Consider the following 21357-nt stretch of genomic DNA (forward strand, 5'->3'; position numbering starts at 1 on the left):
GGATAGCACTCTGCAGGATTCGGATATTGCCGCCCGCGTTGCCTCCCTAATCTGGCCTGGCCTGAACAATAACAATGGAGGCCCCGGCCATGTCCCTGGGAATCGACTACCTCAATGCCATGCTTGAAGAGGACCCCGAGAAGGGCCTACCGCTGCAAGCGGGAAATGTTCACCGACCCGCGGCTGTTTGAACTGGAGATGGCGCACATCTTCGAAGGCAACTGGATCTACCTCGCCCACGAAAGCCAGATCCCCAACGCCAACGATTTTCTGACCACCACCATGGGTCGCCAACCCGTGTTCATCGCCCGCAACAAGGCCGGTGAGCTGAATGCCTTTCTCAATGCGTGCAGCCATCGCGGCGCTATGTTGTGCCGGCACAAGTCCGGCAACCGTTCCAGCTATACCTGCCCGTTCCACGGCTGGACGTTCAACAACAGCGGCAAACTGCTCAAGGTCAAGGACCCAAGCGAAGCCGGCTATCCCGAAGGCTTCAACTGCGAAGGCTCTCACGACCTGACCAAAGTCGCGCGTTTCGAATCCTATCGCGGCTTTCTGTTCGGCAGCCTGAATGCCAATGTGAAGTCGCTTGCCGAGCATCTGGGCGAGTCGGCCAAGATCATCGACATGATCGTCGATCAGTCCCCCGAGGGCCTGGAAGTGCTGCGCGGTTCCAGTTCCTACATCTACGAAGGCAACTGGAAACTCACCGCCGAAAATGGTGCCGATGGCTATCACGTCAGCTCCGTGCACTGGAACTACGCCGCTACTCAGAATCAGCGTCAGCAGCGCGACGCCGGAGAAGAAATCAAGACCATGAGCGCCGGCAGCTGGGCGAAAAAGGGCGGTGGTTTCTACTCGTTCGACCACGGCCATCTGCTGCTCTGGACCCGCTGGGCCAACCCCGAAGACCGTCCGGCCTACGAGCGCCGTGATGAGCTGGCGCGGGACTTCGGCCAGGCCCGTGCCGACTGGATGATCGAGAACTCGCGCAACCTGTGCCTGTACCCCAACGTGTACCTGATGGATCAGTTCAGCTCGCAGATCCGCATCGCCCGGCCGATCTCTGTCGACAAGACCGAGATCACCATCTACTGCATCGCCCCCAAAGGCGAAAGCGCGGAGGCCCGGGCCAAACGCATTCGCCAGTACGAAGACTTCTTCAACGTCAGCGGCATGGCCACCCCGGATGACCTCGAAGAGTTCCGCTCGTGTCAGACCGGCTACGGCGCCGGGCGCGGCTGGAACGATATGTCCCGTGGCGCGACGCATTGGGTCGAAGGCGCGGACGCGGCGGCCGAGGAAATCGACCTCAAGCCCTTGCTGTCCGGCATGCGCACCGAGGACGAAGGCCTGTTCGTGCTGCAACACAAGTACTGGCAGGAAACCATGCTCAAGGCTGCTTCCACCGAGCCGGATCTGATTCCCGTGGAGGCTGTGTGATGAGCAATCTCTACGACACCGTGCGCAATTTCCTCTACCGCGAGGCGCGCTATCTGGACGACGGCCAGTGGGACCAGTGGCTGGAACTCTACGCCGCCGACGCCAGTTTCTGGATGCCGGCCTGGGACGACCACGACACCCTGACCGAAGACCCGCAAAGCGAAATCTCGCTGATCTGGTACGGCAACCGTGGCGGCCTCGAAGACCGGGTATTCCGGATCAAGACCGAGCGCTCCAGCGCAACGATTCCCGACACCCGCACCTCGCACAACCTCAGCAACATCGAGATCGTCGAGCAGGGCGAAGGCCAATGTCAGGTGCGCTTCAACTGGCACACCCTGAGCTTTCGTTATCAGGTCACCGACAGTTACTTCGGCACCAGCTTCTACACCCTCGATCTGCGCGGCGAACAGCCGTTGATCAAGGCCAAGAAAGTCGTGCTGAAGAACGATTACGTCCGTCAGGTCATCGACATCTATCACATCTGATCGAGCGGCGGCGAGCCGGGCTCGACGCTGTGAGCGAGGTGCACCATGAGTTTCCAGATCGCACTGAATTTCGAAGACGGGGTCACCCGTTTCATCGAGGCCTCGGGCCACGAAACCGTTGCCGACGCGGCCTACCGCCAGGGCATCAACATTCCGCTGGATTGCCGCGACGGCGCCTGCGGTACCTGCAAGTGTTTCGCCGAGGCCGGGCGATACGACATGGGCGACAACTTCATCGAAGACGCCTTGAGTGAAGACGAACTGGCCCAGGGTTACGTCCTGACTTGCCAGATGCGCGCCGAAAGCGATTGCGTGGTACGGGTGCCGGTGGGCTCGCAGGTCTGCAAGACCGGGCAGGCGAGTTATCAGGCGGCGATCAGCGATGTTCGTCAGCTCTCCGAAAGCACCATCGCGCTGTCGCTCAAGGGTGAGTCCCTGAGCAAACTGGCATTCCTGCCGGGGCAATACGTCAACCTGCAAGTGCCGGGCAGCGAGCAATCGCGCGCCTATTCCTTCAGCTCGTTGCAGAAGAACGGCGAGGTCAGTTTCCTGATCCGCAATGTCCCCGGCGGCTTGATGAGCAGTTTCCTGACCGGGCTGGCCAAGGCTGGCGACAGCCTGAATCTGGCCGGGCCGCTGGGCAGTTTCTACTTGCGCGAGATCAAGCGGCCGCTGTTGCTGTTGGCCGGCGGTACCGGGCTGGCGCCATTCACGGCGATGTTGGAGAAGATCGCCGAGCAAGGCAGCGAGCACCCGGTTCACCTGATCTACGGCGTGACCAACGATTTCGATCTGGTGGAACTCGACCGCCTCGAAGCCTTCGCCGCGCGGATTCCGAATTTCAGCTTCAGCGCCTGCGTGGCCAATCCGCAGAGCCAGCACCCGCTCAAGGGCTACGTCACCCAGCACATCGAGCCGCGCCACCTCAACGAAGGCGACGTCGACGTGTACCTGTGCGGCCCGCCGCCGATGGTCGAGGCGGTCAGCCAGTACATCCGCGAACAGGGCATCACGCCGGCGAACTTCTACTACGAGAAATTCGCGGCGGCCTGAGTCTTCTTTCTGAATTGCGAGGTTGTCATGAACAACAGATTCGCCAACAAGGTCGCGCTGGTCACCGGCGCGGCGCAGGGCATCGGTCGCCGGGTGTGCGAGCGCTTGCTGAAGGAGGGCGCGCAGGTCATCGCCGTCGACCGCTCCGGGCTGGTTCACGAACTGCAGGGCGAGAGCGTGCTGTCGCTGACCGCCGACCTTGAGCAATACGCCGATTGCGCCCGGGTGATGAACGCCGCCATCGATGCGTTCGGGCGTCTGGATGTGCTGGTCAATAACGTCGGCGGCACCATTTGGGCCAAGCCGTTCGAGCATTACGAAGTCGAGCAGATCGAGGCCGAAGTGCGCCGCTCGTTGTTCCCGACGCTGTGGTGCTGCCACGCCGCGTTGCCATACATGCTCAAGCAGGGATGCGGCGCGATCGTCAATGTGTCGTCGATCGCGACCCGCAGCCTGAACCGCGTCCCCTACGGCGCGGCGAAGGGCGGAATCAATGCGCTCACAGCCTGCCTGGCCTTCGAGAATGCCGAGCGCGGGATCCGGGTCAACGCCACCGCGCCCGGCGGCACCGAAGCGCCGCCCCGGCGCATCCCGCGCAACACCGCCGAACAGTCCGCGCAGGAACAGGCCTGGTACCAGGAAATCGTCGCGCAAACCCTCGATAGCAGCCTGATGAAACGCTACGGAACCATTGATGAACAGGTCGGCGCGATCCTGTTTCTCGCCTCGGACGACGCCTCCTACATCACCGGCGTGACCCTGCCGGTCGGCGGCGGTGACCTTGGTTGATCACGCTTGAATGGACACTGAAATGAACCGGATCCTGATTGAAAACCTGTCGGCGATCATTGTCGACCTGCCGACCATCCGCCCGCACAAACTGGCGATGCACACGATGCAGAACCAGACGCTGGTGATCCTGCGCCTGCGTTGCAGCGACGGTATCGAAGGCATCGGCGAAGCCACCACCATCGGCGGCCTGGCCTACGGCTACGAAAGCCCGGAAAGCATCAAGGCCAACATCGACGCGCACCTGGCGCCGGCGCTGATCGGCATGGACGCAGACAACATCAACGCCGCGATGCAGAAACTCGACAAGATCGCCAAGGGCAACACCTTCGCCAAGTCCGGCATCGAGAGCGCTTTGCTCGACGCCCAAGGCAAACGCCTCGGCCTGCCCGTAAGCGAACTGCTCGGTGGCCGGGTCCGCGACAGCCTCGAAGTGGCCTGGACCCTGGCCAGCGGCGACACCGTCCGCGATATCGCCGAAGCCGAACAAATGCTGGAAGCGCGGCGGCACCGGATCTTCAAGTTGAAGATCGGCGCCAACCCGCTGGAGCAGGATCTCAAACACGTCGTGGCGATCAAAAAAGCCCTGGGCGAACGCGCCAGTGTGCGGGTCGACGTCAACCAGTACTGGGACGAGTCGCAGGCGATTCGTGGCTGTCAGATGCTCGGCGACAACGGCATCGACCTGATCGAACAGCCGATCTCGCGGGTCAACCGCTCCGGGCAGATTCGCCTGAACCAGCGCAGCCCGGCGCCGATCATGGCCGACGAATCGATTGAAAGCGTCGAGGACGCGTTCAGCCTCGCCGCCGACGGCGCCGCCAGCGTATTCGCCCTGAAAATTGCCAAGAACGGTGACCCGCGCGCCGTGTTGCGCACCGCGCAAATCGCCGAAGCCGCCGGCATCGCTTTGTACGGCGGCACGATGCTTGAGGGTTCCGTCGGCACTTTGGCCTCGGCCCACGCTTTCCTCACCCTCAGGCAACTGACCTGGGACACCGAGCTGTTCGGCCCGCTGTTGCTGACCGAAGACATCGTCACCGAGCGCCCGCAATACCGCGACTTCCACCTGCACATTCCACGCACCCCGGGCCTGGGCCTCGCGCTGGATGAAGAGCGTCTGGCGCGTTTTCGCCGGCATTGATTCCCCAAGGAGAACGCCATGCTGTTCCACGTAAAAATGACCGTGAAGTTGCCCGCCGACATGGACCCGGCCGTTGCCACCCGGCTCAAGGCCGACGAGAAGGAACTCGCCCAGCGCCTGCAACGCGAAGGCCAGTGGCGCCACCTCTGGCGCATCGCCGGGCACTACGCCAATTACAGCGTGTTCGACGTTCCGAGCGTCGAAGCCTTGCACAACACCCTGATGCTGCTGCCGCTGTTTCCCTACATGGAAATCGAAATCGACGGCCTCTGCCGCCATCCCTCGTCGATCCACGCCGACGACCGCTGAGCCCAAAAAATGAATCCACCGCTGAAACCTGTGGTTGATCCGAGAGAGCTGAGTAAACACAACAACAAGATGAGGTGAACACCATGACCGTGAAGATTGCCCACACTGCCGAACTGCAAAAGTTCTTCGAACAAGCCGCCGGTTTTGCCAACGATGGCGGCAGCTCACGCTTGAAAACCATCGTCCTGCGGGTGTTGCAGGACACCGCCCGGATCATCGAAGACCTCGAGATCAACGAAGACGAATTCTGGAAAGCCGTCGACTACCTCAACCGTCTGGGTGGCCGCTCGGAGGCCGGGCTGCTGGTGGCCGGCCTCGGTCTGGAGCATTTCCTCGACCTGCTGCAGGACGCCAAGGATGCGCAGATCGGCTTGACCGGCGGCACGCCGCGCACCATCGAAGGCCCGTTGTACGTGGCCGGCGCGCCACTCTACGAAGGTGAATGCCGGATGGACGACGGCCGCGAAGAGGGCGTCGCCACGCTGATGTTGCTCGAAGGCCAGGTGTTCAACCCGCAGGGTCAGCCGCTCGTCGGCGCCACGGTCGACCTGTGGCACGCCAACACCAGGGGCACCTATTCGTTCTTCGATCAGAGCCAGTCCGAGTACAACCTGCGTCGGCGGATCATCACCGACGCCGAAGGCCGCTATCGCGCCCGCAGCATCGTGCCATCCGGTTACGGCTGCGACCCGCAAGGCCCGACCCAGGAATGCCTGAACCTGCTCGGCCGCCACGGCCAGCGCCCGGCTCACATTCACTTCTTCATTTCTGCACCGGGGCATCGACACCTGACGACGCAGATCAATCTGTCGGGGGACAAATACCTGTGGGATGACTTCGCGTACGCGACCCGGGAAGGGTTGGTCGGGGAGGTCGAGTTTCTGGAGGATGCAGCGGGACGCCGAGCCGAACTGAAATTCGACTTCCAGTTGCAGCAGGCGCCTGATGCGCTGGCTGAACAGCGCAGCCAGCGCCCGAGGGCATTGCAGGACGTCTGAAGGCAGGAAAGGGAGCCCATGGCTCCCTCTCTTCTGAAAAACGTAATGCTAAATCGGCAGGTGCTGCGCTTATGGAATAAGTTCGAAAGCTCAGATCTGCACGGGCTTGAAGGTGTTTCTCAGGCAAAAAAGGCGCGTGAGTTTTTGGCTCACGCGCCTTTGGGTTCATTTGCTGGCGTTCAACACAATCCGGTATCGCGCCTTGCCGCTGCGCAGATGGTCAACAGCTTCATTGACCTTGCTCATCGGAAATTCCTCGACCTGCGGCAGGATCTGATGCCGCGCGCAGAACTCAAGCATGGTCGCTGCGGTGGCGGGCGAACCGACCGGGGAGGCTGACAGGGATTTCTGTTGAGGGATGAGGTTGAACACATGCACAGGAATCGCGTCGGGCACGATGCCGACGAAGTGCAGCCGCCCCTTGCCGCGCAGGGTGGCGAGCATGGCCGTCCAGTCAAGGTTGGCGTTGGCGGTGATCAGCAGAAAGTCCAGGGTGCCGGCAATCGCTTTCAGCGCCTCGCTGTCGGTGGAAGCGACGACCTTGTGGGCGCCGAGGCGTTTGGCTTCGTCCTGTTTGCTCAGGGAAGAGGTGAACGCGGTGACATCGCAACCCCAGGCATTGAGAAATCGCAGTGCCAGATGGCCGAGGCCGCCGATGCCCACCACGCCGACCCGGTCGGTCGGCTTGATGTCGAATTCCACCAGCGGATTGAAGACCGTGGAGCCGGCGCAGAACAGCGGACCGGCGAGTGCCGGGTCGAGGTTGTCCGGCAGTTTCAGCGCCCAGGCCCAATGCGTGCGCAGCCGATCGGCGAAACCGCCGTGGCTGCCGATAATCGTCGGTTTTGCGGTGGCGCACAGGTGATGGGAACCACCGATGCAGGACGAGCAATGCATGCAGCTGCCCTTGTACCAGCCGATTCCCACGCGCTGACCGATTTCCAGACCGCGCACCTGCGGGCCGGTGCGCACGATGCGGCCGACCACTTCATGGCCGGGAATGAAGGGGTATTGGCTGATGCCCCAGTCGTTGTCGATCAGCGACTGGTCGGAATGGCAGACGCCGCAATATTCCACGGCGACTTCGACTTCTTCGTCCCCCAGCGGGCCGGGGTCGTAACTGAAGCGCTCCAGCGGCGCGCCGGCCGAGGTGGCGGCCCAGCCGGTGAATGTCGTGGGTTCGGTGTTATTGCTCATGGGACACCTCCAGGTCTGGCGCTGCGGGCGCAGCCTGAAGAGTCTAGCGTGTCATCGAGCGGGCGCTAGCCAGGTGTTCAGCACGCGCCGGTCCAGCTCTTCCCAGTCCGCCATGCCCAGCACTCGGGTGGTATTGAGGCCGCGCAGATAACCGCGCAACTGATTGGCCACGGCTTGTACCGACTCTGAATTGTCCGCTGACTGGCTCAGTACGGTTTCGTATTCGACCAGGTATTCGGCAACCCGGTCGCGGAACTCGGGCAGGACGGCATCGCGGATCAGGTCAAAGGTTCGCACGGGTAATCCTCATCTGTTTTCGTTGTGATTGAGTGTGGCGCAGTCTGCATGGGGTTCAACTATTGCTTCAAGTAATAGTGACCATCAAGAAACGCAAGTTCTGCTTTGGCGCCGATGGGCGGAAAATCGCCTCCATCGAACACGCCGCTGAAGGAATTTGCGCGATGAAGACTTTGACCCGACTGGCTGTAGTCGCCCTGCTGATGGGCGGGGTGGCCGCTACCGTAGCCCCGGCTTATGCAGATGATGCCCAGTCGTGCCATTTTCTGCCCGTCGCCGCCAGCAGCGCCGCGCTGCAGCACTCGCAAACCGTCGGTGTGCTGTACAGCGAAAACACTCTGGACAACCTGCAATACCTCGAGCGTTACCACGATGTGGCGGTGAACGGCGCCAAGGATGCGCTCGATGCGCGGATTCGTGACGCCTTCGTCGACAGCTCCGATCCGGAGCTGGCCATCGACTGGCTGATGAGTTCGCTGCAACAGCAATTTCTCTCGGTAACCGTCTATGACAGCCTCGATGCGCTGGTGCAGGCCCATCCGGACGTTGTGGTGATGCTCGACACTCACAACCGTTTGCTGACCCAACGCAACAGTCAGGTCGAAGCGCGGTTCGCCGCACGCTTCTATGACGCCAACCTGCAATACATCGGCAAGGCTGAAGGCGCGGTGGAGAAGCAACTGCCGTCGGTGTGGGTACACAACAAGGCAGCGCCTGAAATCGCTGCCGGGATCGAACAGCAGCGCGACCTGCAACTGAGTGCCCTGAAACAGTTCGATGACTCGCTCAAGGCCCTGGTGAGTGCAGGCTGAGCCCCTTGATCAAAAACGGCAACGGCAGTGCCCGTGACACTGAACGTTGCCGAAGAACCGAACCTTTTATTTTCAGGATTTTTTCCATGCGTACCTTTGTTATCCCTGTCATGGCCTGCGCCACTTTGTTGCTGACCGCTTGCGCCTCCGCGCCGAACGACCCGACGTTGACCCTGCAGACGCACAAGACGCCTGCCCAGTACGCCGAATGCGTGGTGCCGAAACTGCAGGGCAGCGCGCTGAACCCGACGGTTTCGCAGACCCAGCGCAGCTACCGGATCGTGGTGCCGAGCAAGGTGGCGGCGGACAACGTGCTGGAAGCCTACAAGGCACAGGACGGCGGCAAAGTGTTTTTGTATGAGCGCCACTTGCTGGCGTCGAGTTTCCTGCCGTCGAGTTTTGAACGGGCTGCCCAGGAGTGCCTGTAACGCCTGTCGGTTAACGCTTTTGAAGATGCTCCTTTGGTTGGCCGCAACCAACCAATTCTTTGCCCCGCACCTTGCGGGGCATTTTTTTTGCCCAAAAAAAATCGCCGCTTTCATCAGCTCTGCAAACGAAACGCGAGGGCTGATGAAAGCGGCGATTTATTGATTGTTCGGGCGTGAAGAAATACGCCAGGTGCACATGCAAACAGGAAAGGATCGATAACGAAAAAACGAGAGGGAACTGGAGAGGGTGAAACGAGGAAAAAATGGCAGGGGCGGCTGGATTCGAACCAACGCATGGCAGGATCAAAACCTGCTGCCTTACCGCTTGGCGACGCCCCTGTAGCTATTGGTTTCAGTCCCGGGAGGACCTCTGCAACAGTGGGCGGCACTTTACCAGCGCTCTTTCGATCTGTGAACCCCTGAAACAGATAAATTTCATGGAAAACAGCTACTTATTTCCCGGACGGCATCGCCGGTCAGGTTTTTCGGGCTTTTCAGCGAGCGCCATCAAAACTGGCGCGAGCGCTGTAGCCCGAAAACCTGGCGAAAACCTGCCTCGACGAACCGATCAGTTGCCGTCCGCAACCTTGCGTTCGATTTCGTCGACCTTGCGTTGCAACTCCTCCGCGTCCTGCTCCTTGGTGCGGGTCGATGAGGGCGTGATGACCTCATCCACGCCGCGGGTGGCGTCGTCCCGATCCTCAAGATCGCGTTTCACCACATTGACCGGTTTGCCGGACGTATCAGTAGGTGGGGCTTTGCTGTCGTTGTTCATGGTGCTGACCTCCGTTGGCTTAAACGTTGGATACAGCGCCACCGGGCGAGTTCGAGATTTTTAGCGGCAACCGGGCGAACGGCAGCCGCTGCCGTCTCAGCTCACCGAACTCGGCATTCCCGCCAGCAAACCGGTCAGCGTCTTCATGATCGCCTGCTGACGCGCCCGGTCGGTCAGGTGCCGGGCCTCGGCGGCGGCGACATCGGCGTGGCAGTGCGGGCAGATCGATTCGTGCGGGTGGATGTATTGCAGGCAGTCGCGGCACAGGGCCAGTTGCGTCGGCAGGCGTCCTTCCTCGGGGGAGGACTGGCCCTGATTGATCCAGGCGAGCTTGATCACTTGCCCGCTGTCGCTGACGCTGCTGACTTTTTCGCCGGTGTCGATGCGTTCGGTGATCAGGTCAAAACGTCCGACCGCAAACGAGCGCTGGGCGGCGTCTTCGACTTTGACGATGCGCTCGCGCAAACCCTGTTTTTGCAGTTCCAGGGTTCGGTAATGGCAGTAAGGATTGTTGCCGGGTTTGCCCAGCAGCGAATGCGACGTCCAGGTGCAGCCGCCCCGGCAGACGTCGTTGTAATAGCAGCTTCGGCAGTAACCCCACAGGTCATCGACCGAACGCAGGCGGCCGAAGTGCATGCCTTCGCTGTAGTGCCAGATGTCGTGCAGGCTCATGTTGCGCACGTTGCCGCCGGAAAACCCGACGGTCGCCAGTGACGGGCAACCTTTAACCGTGCCGTCCGCTTCCAGCGCCAGCACGGTCTGGCCGGCCGCGCAGCCGCTCCAGTGCACGCGTTCGTCGCCGAAGCCGCGCCACAGATGTTCGTAAGGGCCGTAATAACCGATGTTGTTGCCGACGTTCATCAGCAGGCCGCGATCCAGTCCTTCGCGGTACAACCGGGCGAGTAGCGGCATCACTTCCAGCAGCTTGTACGGCTGGAGCAACAGCTCAGGATGGTCGACGGCGTTGCCCATGGCCACCGTGATCTGGATCTGCCAATGGGTGGCGCCGAGCTCGATGATGGTGTCCATCAGTTCTGGCAGATCCGGCAACGTGGCCGCGCCGATCTGGGTGTTGACGCTGACGGCCAGCCCTGACGCCTTGGCCCGGCGCAGGGTATCGACAGCCTTGTCGAACGAGCCGGGTACGTTGCGCACCTTGTCGTGCAGCGGCGCGAGTCCGTCCAGGGAAATGCCGACCCCGTTGAGCCCCGCTTCGACTGCTGCCTGCATCTTCGCTGGCGTCAGATTGCGCCCGCCGGTCTGGATCGCACAGTACATGCCGTGGTCGTGGATGGCGCGGATCAGTTGCGTCCAGTCCTTGCGCAGATAGGCTTCGCCGCCGATCAGGGTGATCTCGCGGGTGCCCAGGGCGGCGAGGGAATCGATCACGTCGAGGCATTCGCGGGTGTTGAGTTCATCGGGGCGCCGATGCCCCGCGCGGGAGCCGCAATGCAGACACTTGAGGTCGCAGGCGAGGGTGATTTCCCAGACCACGTGCACCGGCACGTAGCGTTTGAGATCGGTGTCGCTGAGGTAGCGGGCAGGGCGGTTGTCTGTCATGGGAGATCCTTGCGCACGGGCCTGTGCGCGGCACGATTGGACTGACCTCGATTGGCTGGAAGACCGGGGGCGGTCACCCGTGACCGCCCCCGGGCCGTACGACTTAGCGCGCTTCCAGTCGCGCGATTTCCGCATTCAGCTGTTCAAGGGCACTGCGCAAGGCACCCTCGTGGGCCAGCTGTTGTTCGCCTTGCTGCACCGCGACTTTCAACTGCGCCAGATCACCGCTTTCCTTCGCCGTTTGCACGGCCACGGCGTACAGCGGCTGGACATGATGCTCGGGCGGAAGAGGCTCGACGCTCGGTGCCTGATGCACGGCGACGTGCCGCACGTCCTGCCACTGGCCGCCGTCGTTGTAGCGGTAATCGATAAAACCGCTGGTCCAGTCGTTCAGGATGCCCTTGAGGTGGAAGGTCTGGGCAATCTGACTCAGCGGGCCGCTCGGGCTGCCATCAAGTGTGAGAATGATGTAGGTCTCGGTGGATGGCGTCAGCCTGGCCTCGGAGTAGTCGCCCCAGACCCGGGCATGGAAATTCACCGGTGGCCAGGTGCTCTGGAACACGCTCGCGGTTCCGCTGACTTTTTGCGGACGGTATCGACCACGATATCGAGGGTCAGAACCGGTGCGCCCAGCAGTGAGTTACTGGCGATGAGGCGGGTGTGAAAAAGTCCGATCGACATGATGCTGCTCCTTGTGAAAGTAATGGTTCCATTAGCCGATCAGCGACTTTGCACGCGGCTGATTTCTTTGTTGGCGTCGTCCACCGCTTTGCGCAACAGCGGCAGTTGCTCCAGCTGCTGCCTGGCCTGCGCGGACAGGCTTTTCATCTGCGCCAGGTCTCCGCTGGCGATGGCGCCCTGAATCGGCGCGGCATACAGCGGCAGAACCGGTTTGTGCGGCTCGATCACCGGGCCGGGATTGAACGGCTGAAGCACTTTCGAAGGCACCTCCACCAGATGCGCCGGCACGTTGTTCAGTTCGTGCCAGCGCTGGCCGTCGAAGTACTCATAGTTGGCCACGCCTTCGCGCCAGTCGGTGCCAACCACCAGGTGGATCTTGAAGTTGATGATCGAGTTGGAGCCAGGTCCGCCATGGTTGCCCTGGGCGGTGATCAGGATCTTGCTGACACCGGGCTTCATCACCGTCATGTAGGTGTATTCGCCCCAGACGTCCGAGTCGATGTCGAGCGGCGGATTGGTCGCCTGAGTCACGGCGGCGTTGCCGGTGACATGCTGCTGCGGCGTGGACACCAGCAGGTTCAGCGCAAGGCTCTGCGCCCCTGGCTGACCCGTACCGATCCGGTAGCTCACCGGGAACAAGCCGACATTTTGCTGAGTAGCTGACATGTTGATTGCCTCCATTGCAATGTGGGAAATGGCCTCAGGGTTTTTCCAGTCTGGAAACTTCTTTGGCCAGGTTTTCGTACGCGGTTTGTAGCTCCTTCGCTTCCGGCTTCGTTGAATCGCGCTGCTTCAACAAAGTCTTCATCTTCTGCAGATCGCCGCCGGTGATCGCGTTCTGGATGGCGACGCCGTAGGGCGGGATGTTGTGATTTGAACCAGTCATATCGAGGCCTTCCTCGTGGGTGTTTGCCGCTCGACCCCTTGCGCAGAAGGGGCGCCTTTCCTGACAGGCAGGCGAACGACATCGGCCGCAATCACCGGCAACCGGGATTCTCGGGGACGTGACAGCCTGATCCGTCGGGATCTGATCAATCCGTAAACAGGGTTCGCGCAGGGACGGCGCCGCAACGCCGGCTCAGATCGTCAGCCAAAACCGTCAGGCCTGGCTTCGGGCGTCAATGAAGGGGGTTGCCGGTGGGGCAATCGGGGGAATCTCGCCTGTACGTTGGTCATCTTTCTGTCCTTGATAGAAAGCAACGAAACACAGGGATAGGTCGTTCACTCTTCAAGAGTGCAATACCCGCGCAAGCACAAAAACCATCCCTGATTTTTCTTCCAGTGCTGCTGATGGCACTCGTCGAGCGACGTTTGCCAAATGGCCAGCATTTTGCCAGCCACGCAACCCTAGACCCGTTTTTGCAGGGCTGCCAGAAAAAGCGCCGAACGGTCATTTCTGTTCAACGCAGGAATTCTGGCGCAGGCTCGGTCGGCCTTTCGGCGGCGCTTTCAAGCGATTGAAACAAGATCGACATGGGCGCTGAAGCGCGTTCGGAAATGAAAAATGTACGCCGATGTACATTGCGTGTACGGCGCGTGTAAAGTCCGGTCAAAGTCTCAAAGACAGGTGCATTGCAATGACGCAGGCAGGACGGACAAAAAACAAGGCTCAGGATTCAGGATGGCGCGGTTCCGTGGACGTCTGGCTGGACGCCGCGTATGAGGCTTTGAAGGAATCCGGAGTCGACGCAGTCAGGGTGATGCCGCTGGCCAAGCGCCTGAACCTGTCGCGCACCAGCTTCTACTGGTTCTACGAAGATCGAGAGCAACTGCTCGCGGCGCTGCTGGCCCGTTGGCGGGACAAGAACACGGGTGGGCTGGTGGGGCAGTGCGAGCGTTATGCCGAAAGCGTGTCCGAGGCGATCCTCAATGTTTTCGAGTGCTGGCTGAACCCCGCGTTGTTCGATTCGCAGTTTGAATTCGCAGTGCGCAGCTGGGCGTTGCAATCGGATGAAGTCGCCGCGCAAATCGCGCTGGCCGACGACGCACGAATCAATGCGCTGGCCGCGATGTTTCGCCGTTTCGGTTACGAGCCGGGGGCGGCCGATGCCCGCGCCCGGACGATCTATCTGACGCAGATCGGCTACATCTCGATGAAAACCACCGAAGACGTGATCGTGCGATTCCGGCGAATCCCGCAGTACGTCACCGTGTTCACCGGAAAGTCCCCAAAACGACGCGAACTGGATCGGTTTTTCGGTCAGTTCGGCTATGCCGAGACGGAGCCGGGGGTGTTTGTCCCTCTGGTGGAAACCTTCGAAGAGGCGCTGCCCGATGACCAATAGAACGCTGGGAATCATCGGCGGCACGGGCTGGCTGGGAAAGGCGATTGCCGAGTCGTTGCTGGCTCCGGGGTTCATCAGGCCGAGCGAGCTGCTGATCTCGAACCGCTCGGGCAGTGCTGATGTTGCACCGGGAGTGCGGGTGTTGAGTGACAACCAGTCACTGGTCGACCGCAGCGATATCGTCATGCTGTCTGTGCGGCCCGAGCAGTTTCGCGAGTTGCAGATCGATGCGCGGGGCAAACCGATGGTATCGCTGATGGCTGGCATTTCAGCGTCCGCCCTCAGCGCCGCGACAGGCGCGCGAGTGGTGGTGCGGGCCATGCCGAACGCGGCGGTGGATATCCGCCAATCCTATACACCGTGGTTCGTGGCCGGCTCCCTGGCCGATGAGGAGCGCGACTGGCTGCAGCGATTGTTCGAGTGCGTGGGCACGGCGGACGAGGTACCCGATGAAGACTGCATCGATTATCTGAGCGCGTTGTCCGGCACCGGGCCGGCGTTTCCGGCGCTGCTGTGCGCTGCACTCGCCAGTCAGGCCGAAGCGGCCGGCATTCCCGCACGGATTGCGCAGCGGGCGGCACGGGCGGTGGTGGTGGGCGGCGGTCAACTGCTGGCCGAGCGGGAGCCGCAAGCTCTGCTGGATGCCTTGATGGCTTATCGCGGCGTCACGGCGGCAGCGTTGCAGTCGATGACCGGTCAGAACATCGAAGACATTGTGGGACGAGCCATACAGGCCGGCGCCCAGGTTGCCCGGCGCGGCCTGTAGTTGGTCGATACGGCAATTTCCCTCCCGCAACAGGAGGGAAGGCCGGTTTCAGAGGTCTTTCATCAGCCGTAACGCGTCGTAAATTGCCGCATGGGTGTTGCGGGCGGCCACGGCGTCGCCAATCCTGAACAGCTGAAAACGTCCCTGCGGGTGAGTGACGATGTCCTGAGCCTTGCCGGCAATCAGGTTGTGTTGTTCCACCGCGCCGCCGTTGCTCGAATGCGCGCGCAGGTCGAAATACAGATCATCCAGCGGAATCGTGCCGTGATTGACCACTACCTGATCCACCACCCGCTGCTTGTGCACCGTACCGTAATCACTGCCGAGCGTTGCCACCAGGCGCCCGTCGCGGCGCTCGACCGAATCGACGCGATAAGTGACGGTAAAGGTGACATCCAGATCCTGCAGGCTGCGCATGTAAGGCACCAGATTCATCGCCATGACTTCCGGAGCAAAACTGCGATCGGGGGTGACGATTTCGACACTCGCACCGCTGGCGGCGATGACTTCGGCAGCCTGTAGCGCAGCGTGGTCGCCGGCATCGTCATAGATCAAGACATGCCGGCCCGGTTTGATGTCACCGGCGATGATGTCCCAGGTTGAAACCACCAGGTCGTTGCCGGCACTCAGCACGTCCGTGTGGGGCAGGCCGCCGGTGGCGACAATCACCAGATCCGGTTCATGCTGCAGCACCGTGTCGGCTTCGGCCCAGGTGTTGAAGTGAAACTTCACGCCCAGACGTTCGCACTGCGCCATGCGCCAGTCGATGATGCTGATCATCTCCCGCCGCCGTTCGCTGAGGGCGGACAGACGGATCTGCCCGCCGGGGCGATCCGCCGCTTCCAGCACCGTAACGTCATGACCGCGTTCACCCGCGACCCGCGCGGCTTCAAGTCCCGCAGGGCCGGTGCCGATCACCAGCACTTTGCGTTTGCGTGCGGCCTTGGGAATTTCGTGGGGCATGGTGGTTTCCCGGCCGGTCGCCGGGTTGTGGATGCAGTAAGCGGCGCCGCCCTGGTAGATGCGGTCCAGGCAATAGTTGGCGCCGACGCAGGGACGGATATCGTCCTCACGTTTTTCGATGATCTTGCGCACGATATGCGGATCGGTCATGTGCGCCCGGGTCATGCCGACCATATCGACCTTGCCTGAGGCGATGGCATGGCGAGCGGTGGCGACGTCAGGGATTTTCGCCGCATGGAAGGTCGGGAAACCGGTGGCCGCGCGGATTTCACCGGCAAAATCCAGGTGCGGCGAATTGCGCATGCCCTGGATCGGAATGACATCGGTCAGGCCCGCATCGGTGTCGATGTGGCCGCGTACGACATTGAGAAAATCCACGAGTCCGCTGTCTTTCAGCAGGTGGGAAATCTGCAAGCCTTCGCGGGCATCGAAGCCACCGGGCAAGCCTTCATCGCCGGTGTAGCGCACGCCCAGCAGGAAGTCCTCGCCGACCCGCTGACGAATCCCGCGCAGAATATCGAAGGTGAAGCGCATGCGGTTTTCCAGCGAGCCGCCGTACGGCCCGTCGAGTTCGTTGGTCAAGGGTGACCAGAACTGGTCCATCAGATGCCCGTAGGCTTGCAACTCCAGACCGTCCATGCCGGCAGCATGCATCCGCTCGGCGGCGTCCACATAGTCCTTGATGATGCGTTGGATATCCCAGTCTTCCATTTTCTTCGGGAAGGAACGGTGCGCCGCTTCGCGATGGTGCGACGGCGAAACCACTGGCAACCAGTCGGCCTTGTCCCAGCGGGTGCGGCGGCCCAGATGCGTCAACTGGATCATCACCGCCGCGCCATGCTCGTGGCATTCGTCGGTCAGGTCTTTGAGCCACTTCACCACCTCATCCTGGTAGGCGAGCACGTTATTGAACACCGGCGGGCTGTCCCTGGAAACGGCGGCGGAACCGGCCGTCATGGTCAGCGCGACACCAGCCTTGGCACGTTCGACGTGGTAGGCGCGATACAAATCCTTGGGCATGCCGTCTACCGGGTAGGCCGGTTCGTGAGCGGTGGTAATGATCCGGTTTCTGAGCGTCAGGTTCTTGATTTTGTAAGGCTGCAACAGGGGATCGCTGGACATGGTAATGCGCTCCGGGGTGGGCTTGATCAGGCTCGGCGACTTGAAATTAGGTCAACTGTACAGGCGTGTCAATCATGGTTGACACATGTGTACATTTTGCTTGCGCGGTGCTTCGGCCAGGCATAGGATTGCGCCAGACGCCTCAACCGCAAGGCCGTCCAGATTGAGACATACCTGCCGATCCCACCTCCAAAGGAAGACGCTTGATGAACGCTCATTCGCCTTATCGAAATACGCTTTTCGCCCTGATTCTGGCCACGTTCGCTGCACAGGCCCAGGCCGCCGAACCTGCACCCGTGCGCATTGGCTGGGTCAACTGGTCGGACACCGAAATCACCGTCAAACTCGCCAGCGCCGCGCTTCAGGATCACCTCAAACAACCGGTGAAACTGGTGATGGCCGATATCGGTATTCAGTTTCAGGCCCTGGCCAACGGCAATATCGACCTGATCCCGATGGTCTGGTTGCCAAGTACCCACAAGGCGTTCTACGACAAATACAAAGATCGCCTCGAAGACCTCGGCGTGCTGTATGAAGGGCGGATCGGCATGGCCGTCCCGACCTCGGTGCCGATCAGTGAAGTGGCCAGTGTCGAGGATCTGAACAAGCCGCAAGTAAAGGAAAAACTCGAAGGCAAGATCCTCACCTCGGAGGTGGGCAACGGCCAGTACAAGCTCACGGTCAAGGCGATCGAGGAGTACAAGCTTGATGGCTACAAACTGGTGGCGTCTTCGGAAAGCGGCATGCTCAATGAGCTGGATCGCAACCTGAAGCGGGACAAATGGTCACTGGTCAATGCCTGGAGCCCGCACTGGATGTTCTCCAAATGGTCGTTGCGCTACCTGGATGATCCGAAGCAGATTTTCGGTGGTGCCGAGCAGATCCATGCGATGGCGCGCAAGGGGTTCAGCCAGGAATATCCGCAGGTGGCGTACTTTTTCGCTCACTACTCGATCCCGCAGGCAGATCTGGAAACCTTGATGATGCAGGCACGCCAGACCTCATCGGACCAGGCGGTCGCGGCCTATTACGCGGCCAACAAATCGCGGTTCGAAGCAATGTTCGAGCCGGGCACGCAAACCGCCAGTACTCGACAACCCTGATCACGGCGCCGGGGCTCAGCCCACGCCGGGCCCCGGCTGGCGAGGCGTTGATTCGATGTTATCCTTCGCAAAATGTGTGACAAACAGCGAGGGCGACCGGCCTGTGAACACGAATCGTGACCAGTTTCCCCTGCCCGAAGACCTCAGGGTCTTCCTTACCGTCATCCGCAAGAACGGCTTTGCCAGCGCCGCCGATGAGTTGGGCTTCTCACCGGCCTATGTCAGCAAACGCATCTCGGTGCTGGAAACCACGCTGGCGAGCAAACTGCTGCACCGCACCACCCGGCGCATCGCGCTGACCGACGACGGTGAGCGGGTGCGGATTTGGGCCGAGAAACTGCTGGGAGATTTCGATCAGTTCCTCGGCGAGATTTCCCAGGCCCGGCATCAACCGGCGGGGTCACTGCACATTTGCAGCAGCTTCGGTTTCGGCCGTAATCATGTGGCGCCCGCGATCAGCCAGTTGTCTCGAACGTGCCCGAAACTCGATATCCGGCTGGACGTATTCGACCGCGTGGTCGATCTGGTGGGCGAGGGCTTTGATCTGGAAATCCTCGTCGGGGACGACGTGCCGGGTCAGCACATCGCACGCAAACTGGTCAGTAACCGGCGCGTGCTGTGCGCCACGCCCGAATACCTTGAACGCCGGGGCACGCCGCAATCCCTTGAAGACCTGAAAGACCACGATTGTCTGGTACTCAAGGAACGCAACAACGCGTTCGGTATCTGGGCCCTGAGCAAGGACGGGCAAGAGGAGACGGTGCGCGTCAATGGCCCGCTGTCCTCCAACAGTGGCGAAATCGTGCTGGAGTGGGCTTTGAGCGGCGGCGGGATTCTGTTGCGCTCGATGTGGGACGTCAAACCGATGCTCGAGCAAGGGCGGCTGGTGCAGGTGCTGGAGGAGTACACCCAAAGCGCCAACGTCTGGGCGGTCTATCCGGTGCGGCTCAGTGAGTCGGCGAAATTGCGGGTGTGCGTGGAATTTCTGGAAGAGTACTTCCGCGATTTGTCTGTGGAATGAAAACGGGCGACTCAAGTGAGTCGCCCGTTTTTTGTGTTCAGCGCAGCCAGGGACTGTTCGCCAGATGCCGCGCTTCAAAGGCGCGGATCTGCTCGGTGCGTTGCAGCGTGGTGCCAATGGCATCCAGTCCCAGCAGCAGCGATTGTTTGCGCAACTGATCGATCTCGAATTCGATCAGCGTGCCGCCAGCCAGCTCGATGGTCTGCTGCGCCAGGTTCACGCTGATCCGCGCGGTCTCCGGGACGGTGATCGCCTCGGCTACGCGCCTGAACGGCGCGTCGTCAAGCTGAATCGCCAACACGCCATTACGCTGGCAGTTGTCATAGAAAATCCCGGCAAACGTGGTGCCGATCAAGGCCCGGATGCCGACTTGCTTCAAGCCCCACACCGCGTGTTCGCGGCTGGAGCCGCAGCCGAAGTTGGGGCCGGTCACAAGAAACGCCGCGTCCTGCCAGGCCGGCTGGTTGAGCACGAATTCAGGGTTGGGTTCGCCGGAGGCGAGAAAGCGCTGATCGAAGAACAACCCGCGATCCAGCCCCCGACGATCGATGCCCTTGAGAAACTGCTTGGGCATGATCACGTCGGTGTCGATGTTGGACGCAAGAAACGGCGCGGCGCTGCCGCTGACAGTGTCGAAAGGTTGCATGGTTCAAGCCTCCAGCGCGACGCTGCGTACGTCAGTCAAATGACCGGTGATGGCCGCCGCTGCGACCATTGCCGGGCTCATCAGGTGGGTGCGCGCACCGGCGCCCTGACGGCCTTCGAAGTTGCGATTGGTGCTCGACGCACAGCGATCACCCGGCGCGAGCACGTCATCGTTCATCGCCAGGCACATCGAGCAGCCTGATTGCCGCCATTCGAAACCGGCGTCGAGAAAGATCTGCGCCAGGCCTTCGTCCTCGGCCTGATTGCGCACCAGCGTCGAGCCGGGAACGATCATCGCCCGCACGTGGGACGCCACACGCTTGCCGCGCACCACGCGGGCAACGTCACGCAAGTCTTCGATCCGCGCATTGGTGCAGGAGCCGATGAAGGCATGGCTGATCGTCACTTCGTTCAACGGCATGCCGGGTTTCAGTCCCATGTAGTCGAGGGCGCGCTGCAGGCCCTGACGCAGGATCGGATCGGGCTGCGAGGCCGGGTCCGGCACGTGTCCGCTGACCGGTGAGGCCTGATCGGGGCTGGTGCCCCAGGTCACCATCGGCTCCAGCGCGGCGACGTCGAGGCTGACTTCACGATCAAACACCGCGCCATGATCGCTGTGCAGGGTTTTCCAGCGCTCGACGGCCTGTTCCCAGATCTTGCCCTTGGGCGCACGCGGCTTCAGTTGCAGATACGCGAACACCTTGTCGTCGGGCGCCATGAACGCACCACGGGCGCCGGCTTCGACGGCCATGTTGCAGATGGTCATGCGCGCCTCGACGCTGAGGGCGCTGATGGTCGGGCCGGCGAATTCGATGGCGTAACCGGTGGCGCCGGACGCGCCGATCTTTTCGATCAGCGCCATGATGATGTCCTTGGACGTGACGCCTTCGGCCAGCTCACCGTTGACCATCACCCGCAGGGTTTTCAGGCGTTTGTAAACCAGAGTCTGTGTCGCCAGCAGGTGCTCGATTTCCGAAGTACCGATACCAAAACCGAACGCGCCCAGTGCGCCGTAAGTGGTGGTGTGGCTGTCACCGGCCGCGACCACCATGCCCGGCAAAATGAAGCCTTGTTCCGGCGCCACCACGTGTTCGATGCCCTGGCGTTTGTCCAGTACATCGAACAGTTCGATGCCGAAGTCGCGGCAGTTTTCTTCGAAGTACGACACCTGCCGCGCGCCCCCGGCGTCAGGCATGGTCGCGATGCGTTTCGGTGCGGTGGGATTCACATGATCGACCACCGCCAGTGTCGCAGCAGGTCGCCAGACATCGCGCCCGGACTCGCGCAATCCGCTGAAGGCTTGCGGGCTGGTGTATTCGTTGGCGACCTGGCGGTCGATGTAAAGCAGCACGTGGCCCTGATCGTCGAGGGTGCAGACGGTGTGACTGTCGATGTGCTTCTGATACAGGGTTCTGGGGCTGGGCATGGCGTTGGCTCTTTTCTGTCAGTGCAAAAACAACGTACGGACAGAGTCATTG

General features: G+C 61.4%; 21 protein-coding genes, 1 tRNA gene and 2 pseudogenes. 13 read left to right on the forward strand and 11 right to left on the reverse strand.

Annotated elements, in window-relative coordinates:
- Nucleotides 1–89 precede the first annotated feature (89 nt).
- The 7 genes and pseudogenes from benA (at nt 90) to catA (ending at nt 6224) form a co-directional block, all read left to right on the forward strand.
- Nucleotides 90–1443: pseudogene (benA, locus tag I5961_RS11895) on the forward strand (benzoate 1,2-dioxygenase large subunit).
- Nucleotides 1443–1931 carry a benzoate 1,2-dioxygenase small subunit gene (gene benB / locus I5961_RS11900; RefSeq protein WP_227235330.1) on the forward strand — a complete coding sequence of 163 codons (489 nt, stop codon included), beginning with the start codon at nt 1443–1445 and terminating at the stop codon, nt 1929–1931. The pseudogene benA and the gene benB overlap by 1 nt, the downstream one beginning before the upstream one ends.
- A gap of 45 nt (nt 1932–1976) precedes the next feature.
- Entirely contained in the window at nt 1977–2984 is a 1008-nt protein-coding gene (gene benC / locus I5961_RS11905) for a benzoate 1,2-dioxygenase electron transfer component BenC (RefSeq protein WP_227235331.1), read from the forward strand.
- A gap of 27 nt (nt 2985–3011) precedes the next feature.
- On the forward strand, nt 3012–3773 hold the full coding sequence (locus tag I5961_RS11910; RefSeq protein ID WP_085703719.1) for a 1,6-dihydroxycyclohexa-2,4-diene-1-carboxylate dehydrogenase: 762 nt from the start codon (nt 3012–3014) through the stop codon (nt 3771–3773).
- A 22-nt stretch (nt 3774–3795) separates the two neighbouring features.
- Nucleotides 3796–4917, forward strand: coding sequence for a muconate cycloisomerase family protein (locus tag I5961_RS11915; protein ID WP_227235332.1), 1122 nt, complete (start codon nt 3796–3798; stop codon nt 4915–4917).
- A gap of 18 nt (nt 4918–4935) precedes the next feature.
- Complete coding sequence (catC, locus tag I5961_RS11920) at nt 4936–5226, forward strand: muconolactone Delta-isomerase (protein WP_085700343.1); 291 nt, start codon at nt 4936–4938, stop codon at nt 5224–5226.
- Between the two features lie 83 nt (nt 5227–5309).
- The gene (gene catA / locus I5961_RS11925) at nt 5310–6224 is read left to right on the forward strand and encodes a catechol 1,2-dioxygenase (RefSeq protein ID WP_227235333.1); all 915 of its coding nucleotides are present in this window, start codon (nt 5310–5312) and stop codon (nt 6222–6224) included.
- A gap of 165 nt (nt 6225–6389) precedes the next feature.
- On the opposite strand, the gene ahr is transcribed toward catA, so the two are convergent.
- Nucleotides 6390–7421, reverse strand: a complete 1032-nt coding sequence (ahr, locus tag I5961_RS11930; RefSeq protein WP_085703722.1) for an NADPH-dependent aldehyde reductase Ahr — start codon at nt 7419–7421, stop codon at nt 6390–6392.
- Nucleotides 7422–7472: 51 nt separating this feature from the next.
- Nucleotides 7473–7718, reverse strand: a complete 246-nt coding sequence (locus tag I5961_RS11935; protein WP_085700340.1) for a hypothetical protein — start codon at nt 7716–7718, stop codon at nt 7473–7475.
- Nucleotides 7719–7882: 164 nt separating this feature from the next.
- Here I5961_RS11935 and I5961_RS11940 point away from each other — a divergent pair, with 164 nt between their 5' ends.
- Nucleotides 7883–8530: an ATPase gene (locus tag I5961_RS11940; protein WP_085700339.1), complete on the forward strand. Its 648-nt coding sequence runs from the start codon at nt 7883–7885 to the stop codon at nt 8528–8530.
- 86 nt (nt 8531–8616) lie between these two features.
- Complete coding sequence (locus I5961_RS11945) at nt 8617–8958, forward strand: hypothetical protein (RefSeq protein WP_085700338.1); 342 nt, start codon at nt 8617–8619, stop codon at nt 8956–8958.
- 264 nt (nt 8959–9222) lie between these two features.
- On the opposite strand, the gene I5961_RS11950 is transcribed toward I5961_RS11945, so the two are convergent.
- The 6 genes and pseudogenes from I5961_RS11950 to I5961_RS11980 all read right to left on the reverse strand — a co-directional run bounded on the left by I5961_RS11950 (nt 9223) and on the right by I5961_RS11980 (nt 12860).
- Nucleotides 9223–9297 (reverse strand) — tRNA-Gln (locus tag I5961_RS11950).
- Between the two features lie 229 nt (nt 9298–9526).
- Entirely contained in the window at nt 9527–9733 is a 207-nt protein-coding gene (locus tag I5961_RS11955; RefSeq protein WP_085700337.1) for a hypothetical protein, read from the reverse strand.
- Between the two features lie 96 nt (nt 9734–9829).
- Nucleotides 9830–11293 carry a GDL motif peptide-associated radical SAM/SPASM maturase gene (locus tag I5961_RS11960; RefSeq protein ID WP_085703723.1) on the reverse strand — a complete coding sequence of 488 codons (1464 nt, stop codon included), beginning with the start codon at nt 11291–11293 and terminating at the stop codon, nt 9830–9832.
- A gap of 103 nt (nt 11294–11396) precedes the next feature.
- Nucleotides 11397–11974 (reverse strand): annotated as a pseudogene (locus I5961_RS28630) (DUF1842 domain-containing protein).
- A 39-nt stretch (nt 11975–12013) separates the two neighbouring features.
- Nucleotides 12014–12640, reverse strand: coding sequence for a DUF1842 domain-containing protein (locus I5961_RS11975; RefSeq protein WP_085703724.1), 627 nt, complete (start codon nt 12638–12640; stop codon nt 12014–12016).
- A gap of 34 nt (nt 12641–12674) precedes the next feature.
- Complete coding sequence (locus I5961_RS11980) at nt 12675–12860, reverse strand: DUF1843 domain-containing protein (RefSeq protein ID WP_227235334.1); 186 nt, start codon at nt 12858–12860, stop codon at nt 12675–12677.
- Nucleotides 12861–13551: 691 nt separating this feature from the next.
- On the opposite strand from I5961_RS11980, the gene I5961_RS11985 reads away from it, so the two are divergent.
- Together I5961_RS11985 and I5961_RS11990 are read left to right on the forward strand one after the other, a co-directional pair.
- Entirely contained in the window at nt 13552–14259 is a 708-nt protein-coding gene (locus tag I5961_RS11985) for a TetR/AcrR family transcriptional regulator (RefSeq protein ID WP_085700333.1), read from the forward strand.
- The gene (locus tag I5961_RS11990) at nt 14249–15025 is read left to right on the forward strand and encodes a pyrroline-5-carboxylate reductase family protein (RefSeq protein WP_227235335.1); all 777 of its coding nucleotides are present in this window, start codon (nt 14249–14251) and stop codon (nt 15023–15025) included. Before I5961_RS11985 ends, I5961_RS11990 begins: the two co-directional genes overlap by 11 nt.
- A gap of 48 nt (nt 15026–15073) precedes the next feature.
- On the opposite strand, the gene I5961_RS11995 is transcribed toward I5961_RS11990, so the two are convergent.
- Nucleotides 15074–17110 (reverse strand): NADH:flavin oxidoreductase, encoded by a 2037-nt coding sequence (locus tag I5961_RS11995; RefSeq protein ID WP_227235336.1) that lies wholly within the window; start codon nt 17108–17110, stop codon nt 15074–15076.
- Between the two features lie 206 nt (nt 17111–17316).
- Between I5961_RS11995 and I5961_RS12000 the strand changes: the two genes are divergently transcribed.
- Together I5961_RS12000 and I5961_RS12005 are read left to right on the forward strand one after the other, a co-directional pair.
- Nucleotides 17317–18213: a glycine betaine ABC transporter substrate-binding protein gene (locus I5961_RS12000; RefSeq protein ID WP_085703726.1), complete on the forward strand. Its 897-nt coding sequence runs from the start codon at nt 17317–17319 to the stop codon at nt 18211–18213.
- 103 nt (nt 18214–18316) lie between these two features.
- Entirely contained in the window at nt 18317–19234 is a 918-nt protein-coding gene (locus tag I5961_RS12005) for a LysR substrate-binding domain-containing protein (RefSeq protein ID WP_085703727.1), read from the forward strand.
- A gap of 37 nt (nt 19235–19271) precedes the next feature.
- Here I5961_RS12005 and leuD read toward each other — a convergent pair whose 3' ends face one another.
- Together leuD and leuC are read right to left on the reverse strand one after the other, a co-directional pair.
- Nucleotides 19272–19880, reverse strand: coding sequence for a 3-isopropylmalate dehydratase small subunit (gene leuD, locus I5961_RS12010; RefSeq protein ID WP_227235337.1), 609 nt, complete (start codon nt 19878–19880; stop codon nt 19272–19274).
- Between the two features lie 3 nt (nt 19881–19883).
- Entirely contained in the window at nt 19884–21305 is a 1422-nt protein-coding gene (gene leuC, locus I5961_RS12015) for a 3-isopropylmalate dehydratase large subunit (protein WP_227235338.1), read from the reverse strand.
- Nucleotides 21306–21357: the final 52 nt, after the last annotated feature.

This window comes from Pseudomonas sp. IAC-BECa141, from assembly GCF_020544405.1.
GTDB lineage: Bacteria > Pseudomonadota > Gammaproteobacteria > Pseudomonadales > Pseudomonadaceae > Aquipseudomonas.

Bases quoted from the DNA above. Each gene is read 5' to 3' on its own strand.
- benB (WP_227235330.1), top strand. From the start codon at position 1,443: ATGAGCAATCTCTACGACACCGTGCGCAATTTCCTCTACCGCGAGGCG.
- benC (WP_227235331.1), top strand. From the start codon at position 1,977: ATGAGTTTCCAGATCGCACTGAATTTCGAAGACGGGGTCACCCGTTTC.
- I5961_RS11910 (WP_085703719.1), top strand. From the start codon at position 3,012: ATGAACAACAGATTCGCCAACAAGGTCGCGCTGGTCACCGGCGCGGCG.
- I5961_RS11915 (WP_227235332.1), top strand. From the start codon at position 3,796: ATGAACCGGATCCTGATTGAAAACCTGTCGGCGATCATTGTCGACCTG.
- catC (WP_085700343.1), top strand. From the start codon at position 4,936: ATGCTGTTCCACGTAAAAATGACCGTGAAGTTGCCCGCCGACATGGAC.
- catA (WP_227235333.1), top strand. From the start codon at position 5,310: ATGACCGTGAAGATTGCCCACACTGCCGAACTGCAAAAGTTCTTCGAA.
- ahr (WP_085703722.1), bottom strand. From the start codon at position 7,421: ATGAGCAATAACACCGAACCCACGACATTCACCGGCTGGGCCGCCACC.
- I5961_RS11940 (WP_085700339.1), top strand. From the start codon at position 7,883: ATGAAGACTTTGACCCGACTGGCTGTAGTCGCCCTGCTGATGGGCGGG.
- I5961_RS11945 (WP_085700338.1), top strand. From the start codon at position 8,617: ATGCGTACCTTTGTTATCCCTGTCATGGCCTGCGCCACTTTGTTGCTG.
- I5961_RS11955 (WP_085700337.1), bottom strand. From the start codon at position 9,733: ATGAACAACGACAGCAAAGCCCCACCTACTGATACGTCCGGCAAACCG.
- I5961_RS11960 (WP_085703723.1), bottom strand. From the start codon at position 11,293: ATGACAGACAACCGCCCTGCCCGCTACCTCAGCGACACCGATCTCAAA.
- I5961_RS11975 (WP_085703724.1), bottom strand. From the start codon at position 12,640: ATGTCAGCTACTCAGCAAAATGTCGGCTTGTTCCCGGTGAGCTACCGG.
- I5961_RS11980 (WP_227235334.1), bottom strand. From the start codon at position 12,860: ATGACTGGTTCAAATCACAACATCCCGCCCTACGGCGTCGCCATCCAG.
- I5961_RS11985 (WP_085700333.1), top strand. From the start codon at position 13,552: ATGACGCAGGCAGGACGGACAAAAAACAAGGCTCAGGATTCAGGATGG.
- I5961_RS11990 (WP_227235335.1), top strand. From the start codon at position 14,249: ATGACCAATAGAACGCTGGGAATCATCGGCGGCACGGGCTGGCTGGGA.
- I5961_RS11995 (WP_227235336.1), bottom strand. From the start codon at position 17,110: ATGTCCAGCGATCCCCTGTTGCAGCCTTACAAAATCAAGAACCTGACG.
- I5961_RS12000 (WP_085703726.1), top strand. From the start codon at position 17,317: ATGAACGCTCATTCGCCTTATCGAAATACGCTTTTCGCCCTGATTCTG.
- leuD (WP_227235337.1), bottom strand. From the start codon at position 19,880: ATGCAACCTTTCGACACTGTCAGCGGCAGCGCCGCGCCGTTTCTTGCG.
- leuC (WP_227235338.1), bottom strand. From the start codon at position 21,305: ATGCCCAGCCCCAGAACCCTGTATCAGAAGCACATCGACAGTCACACC.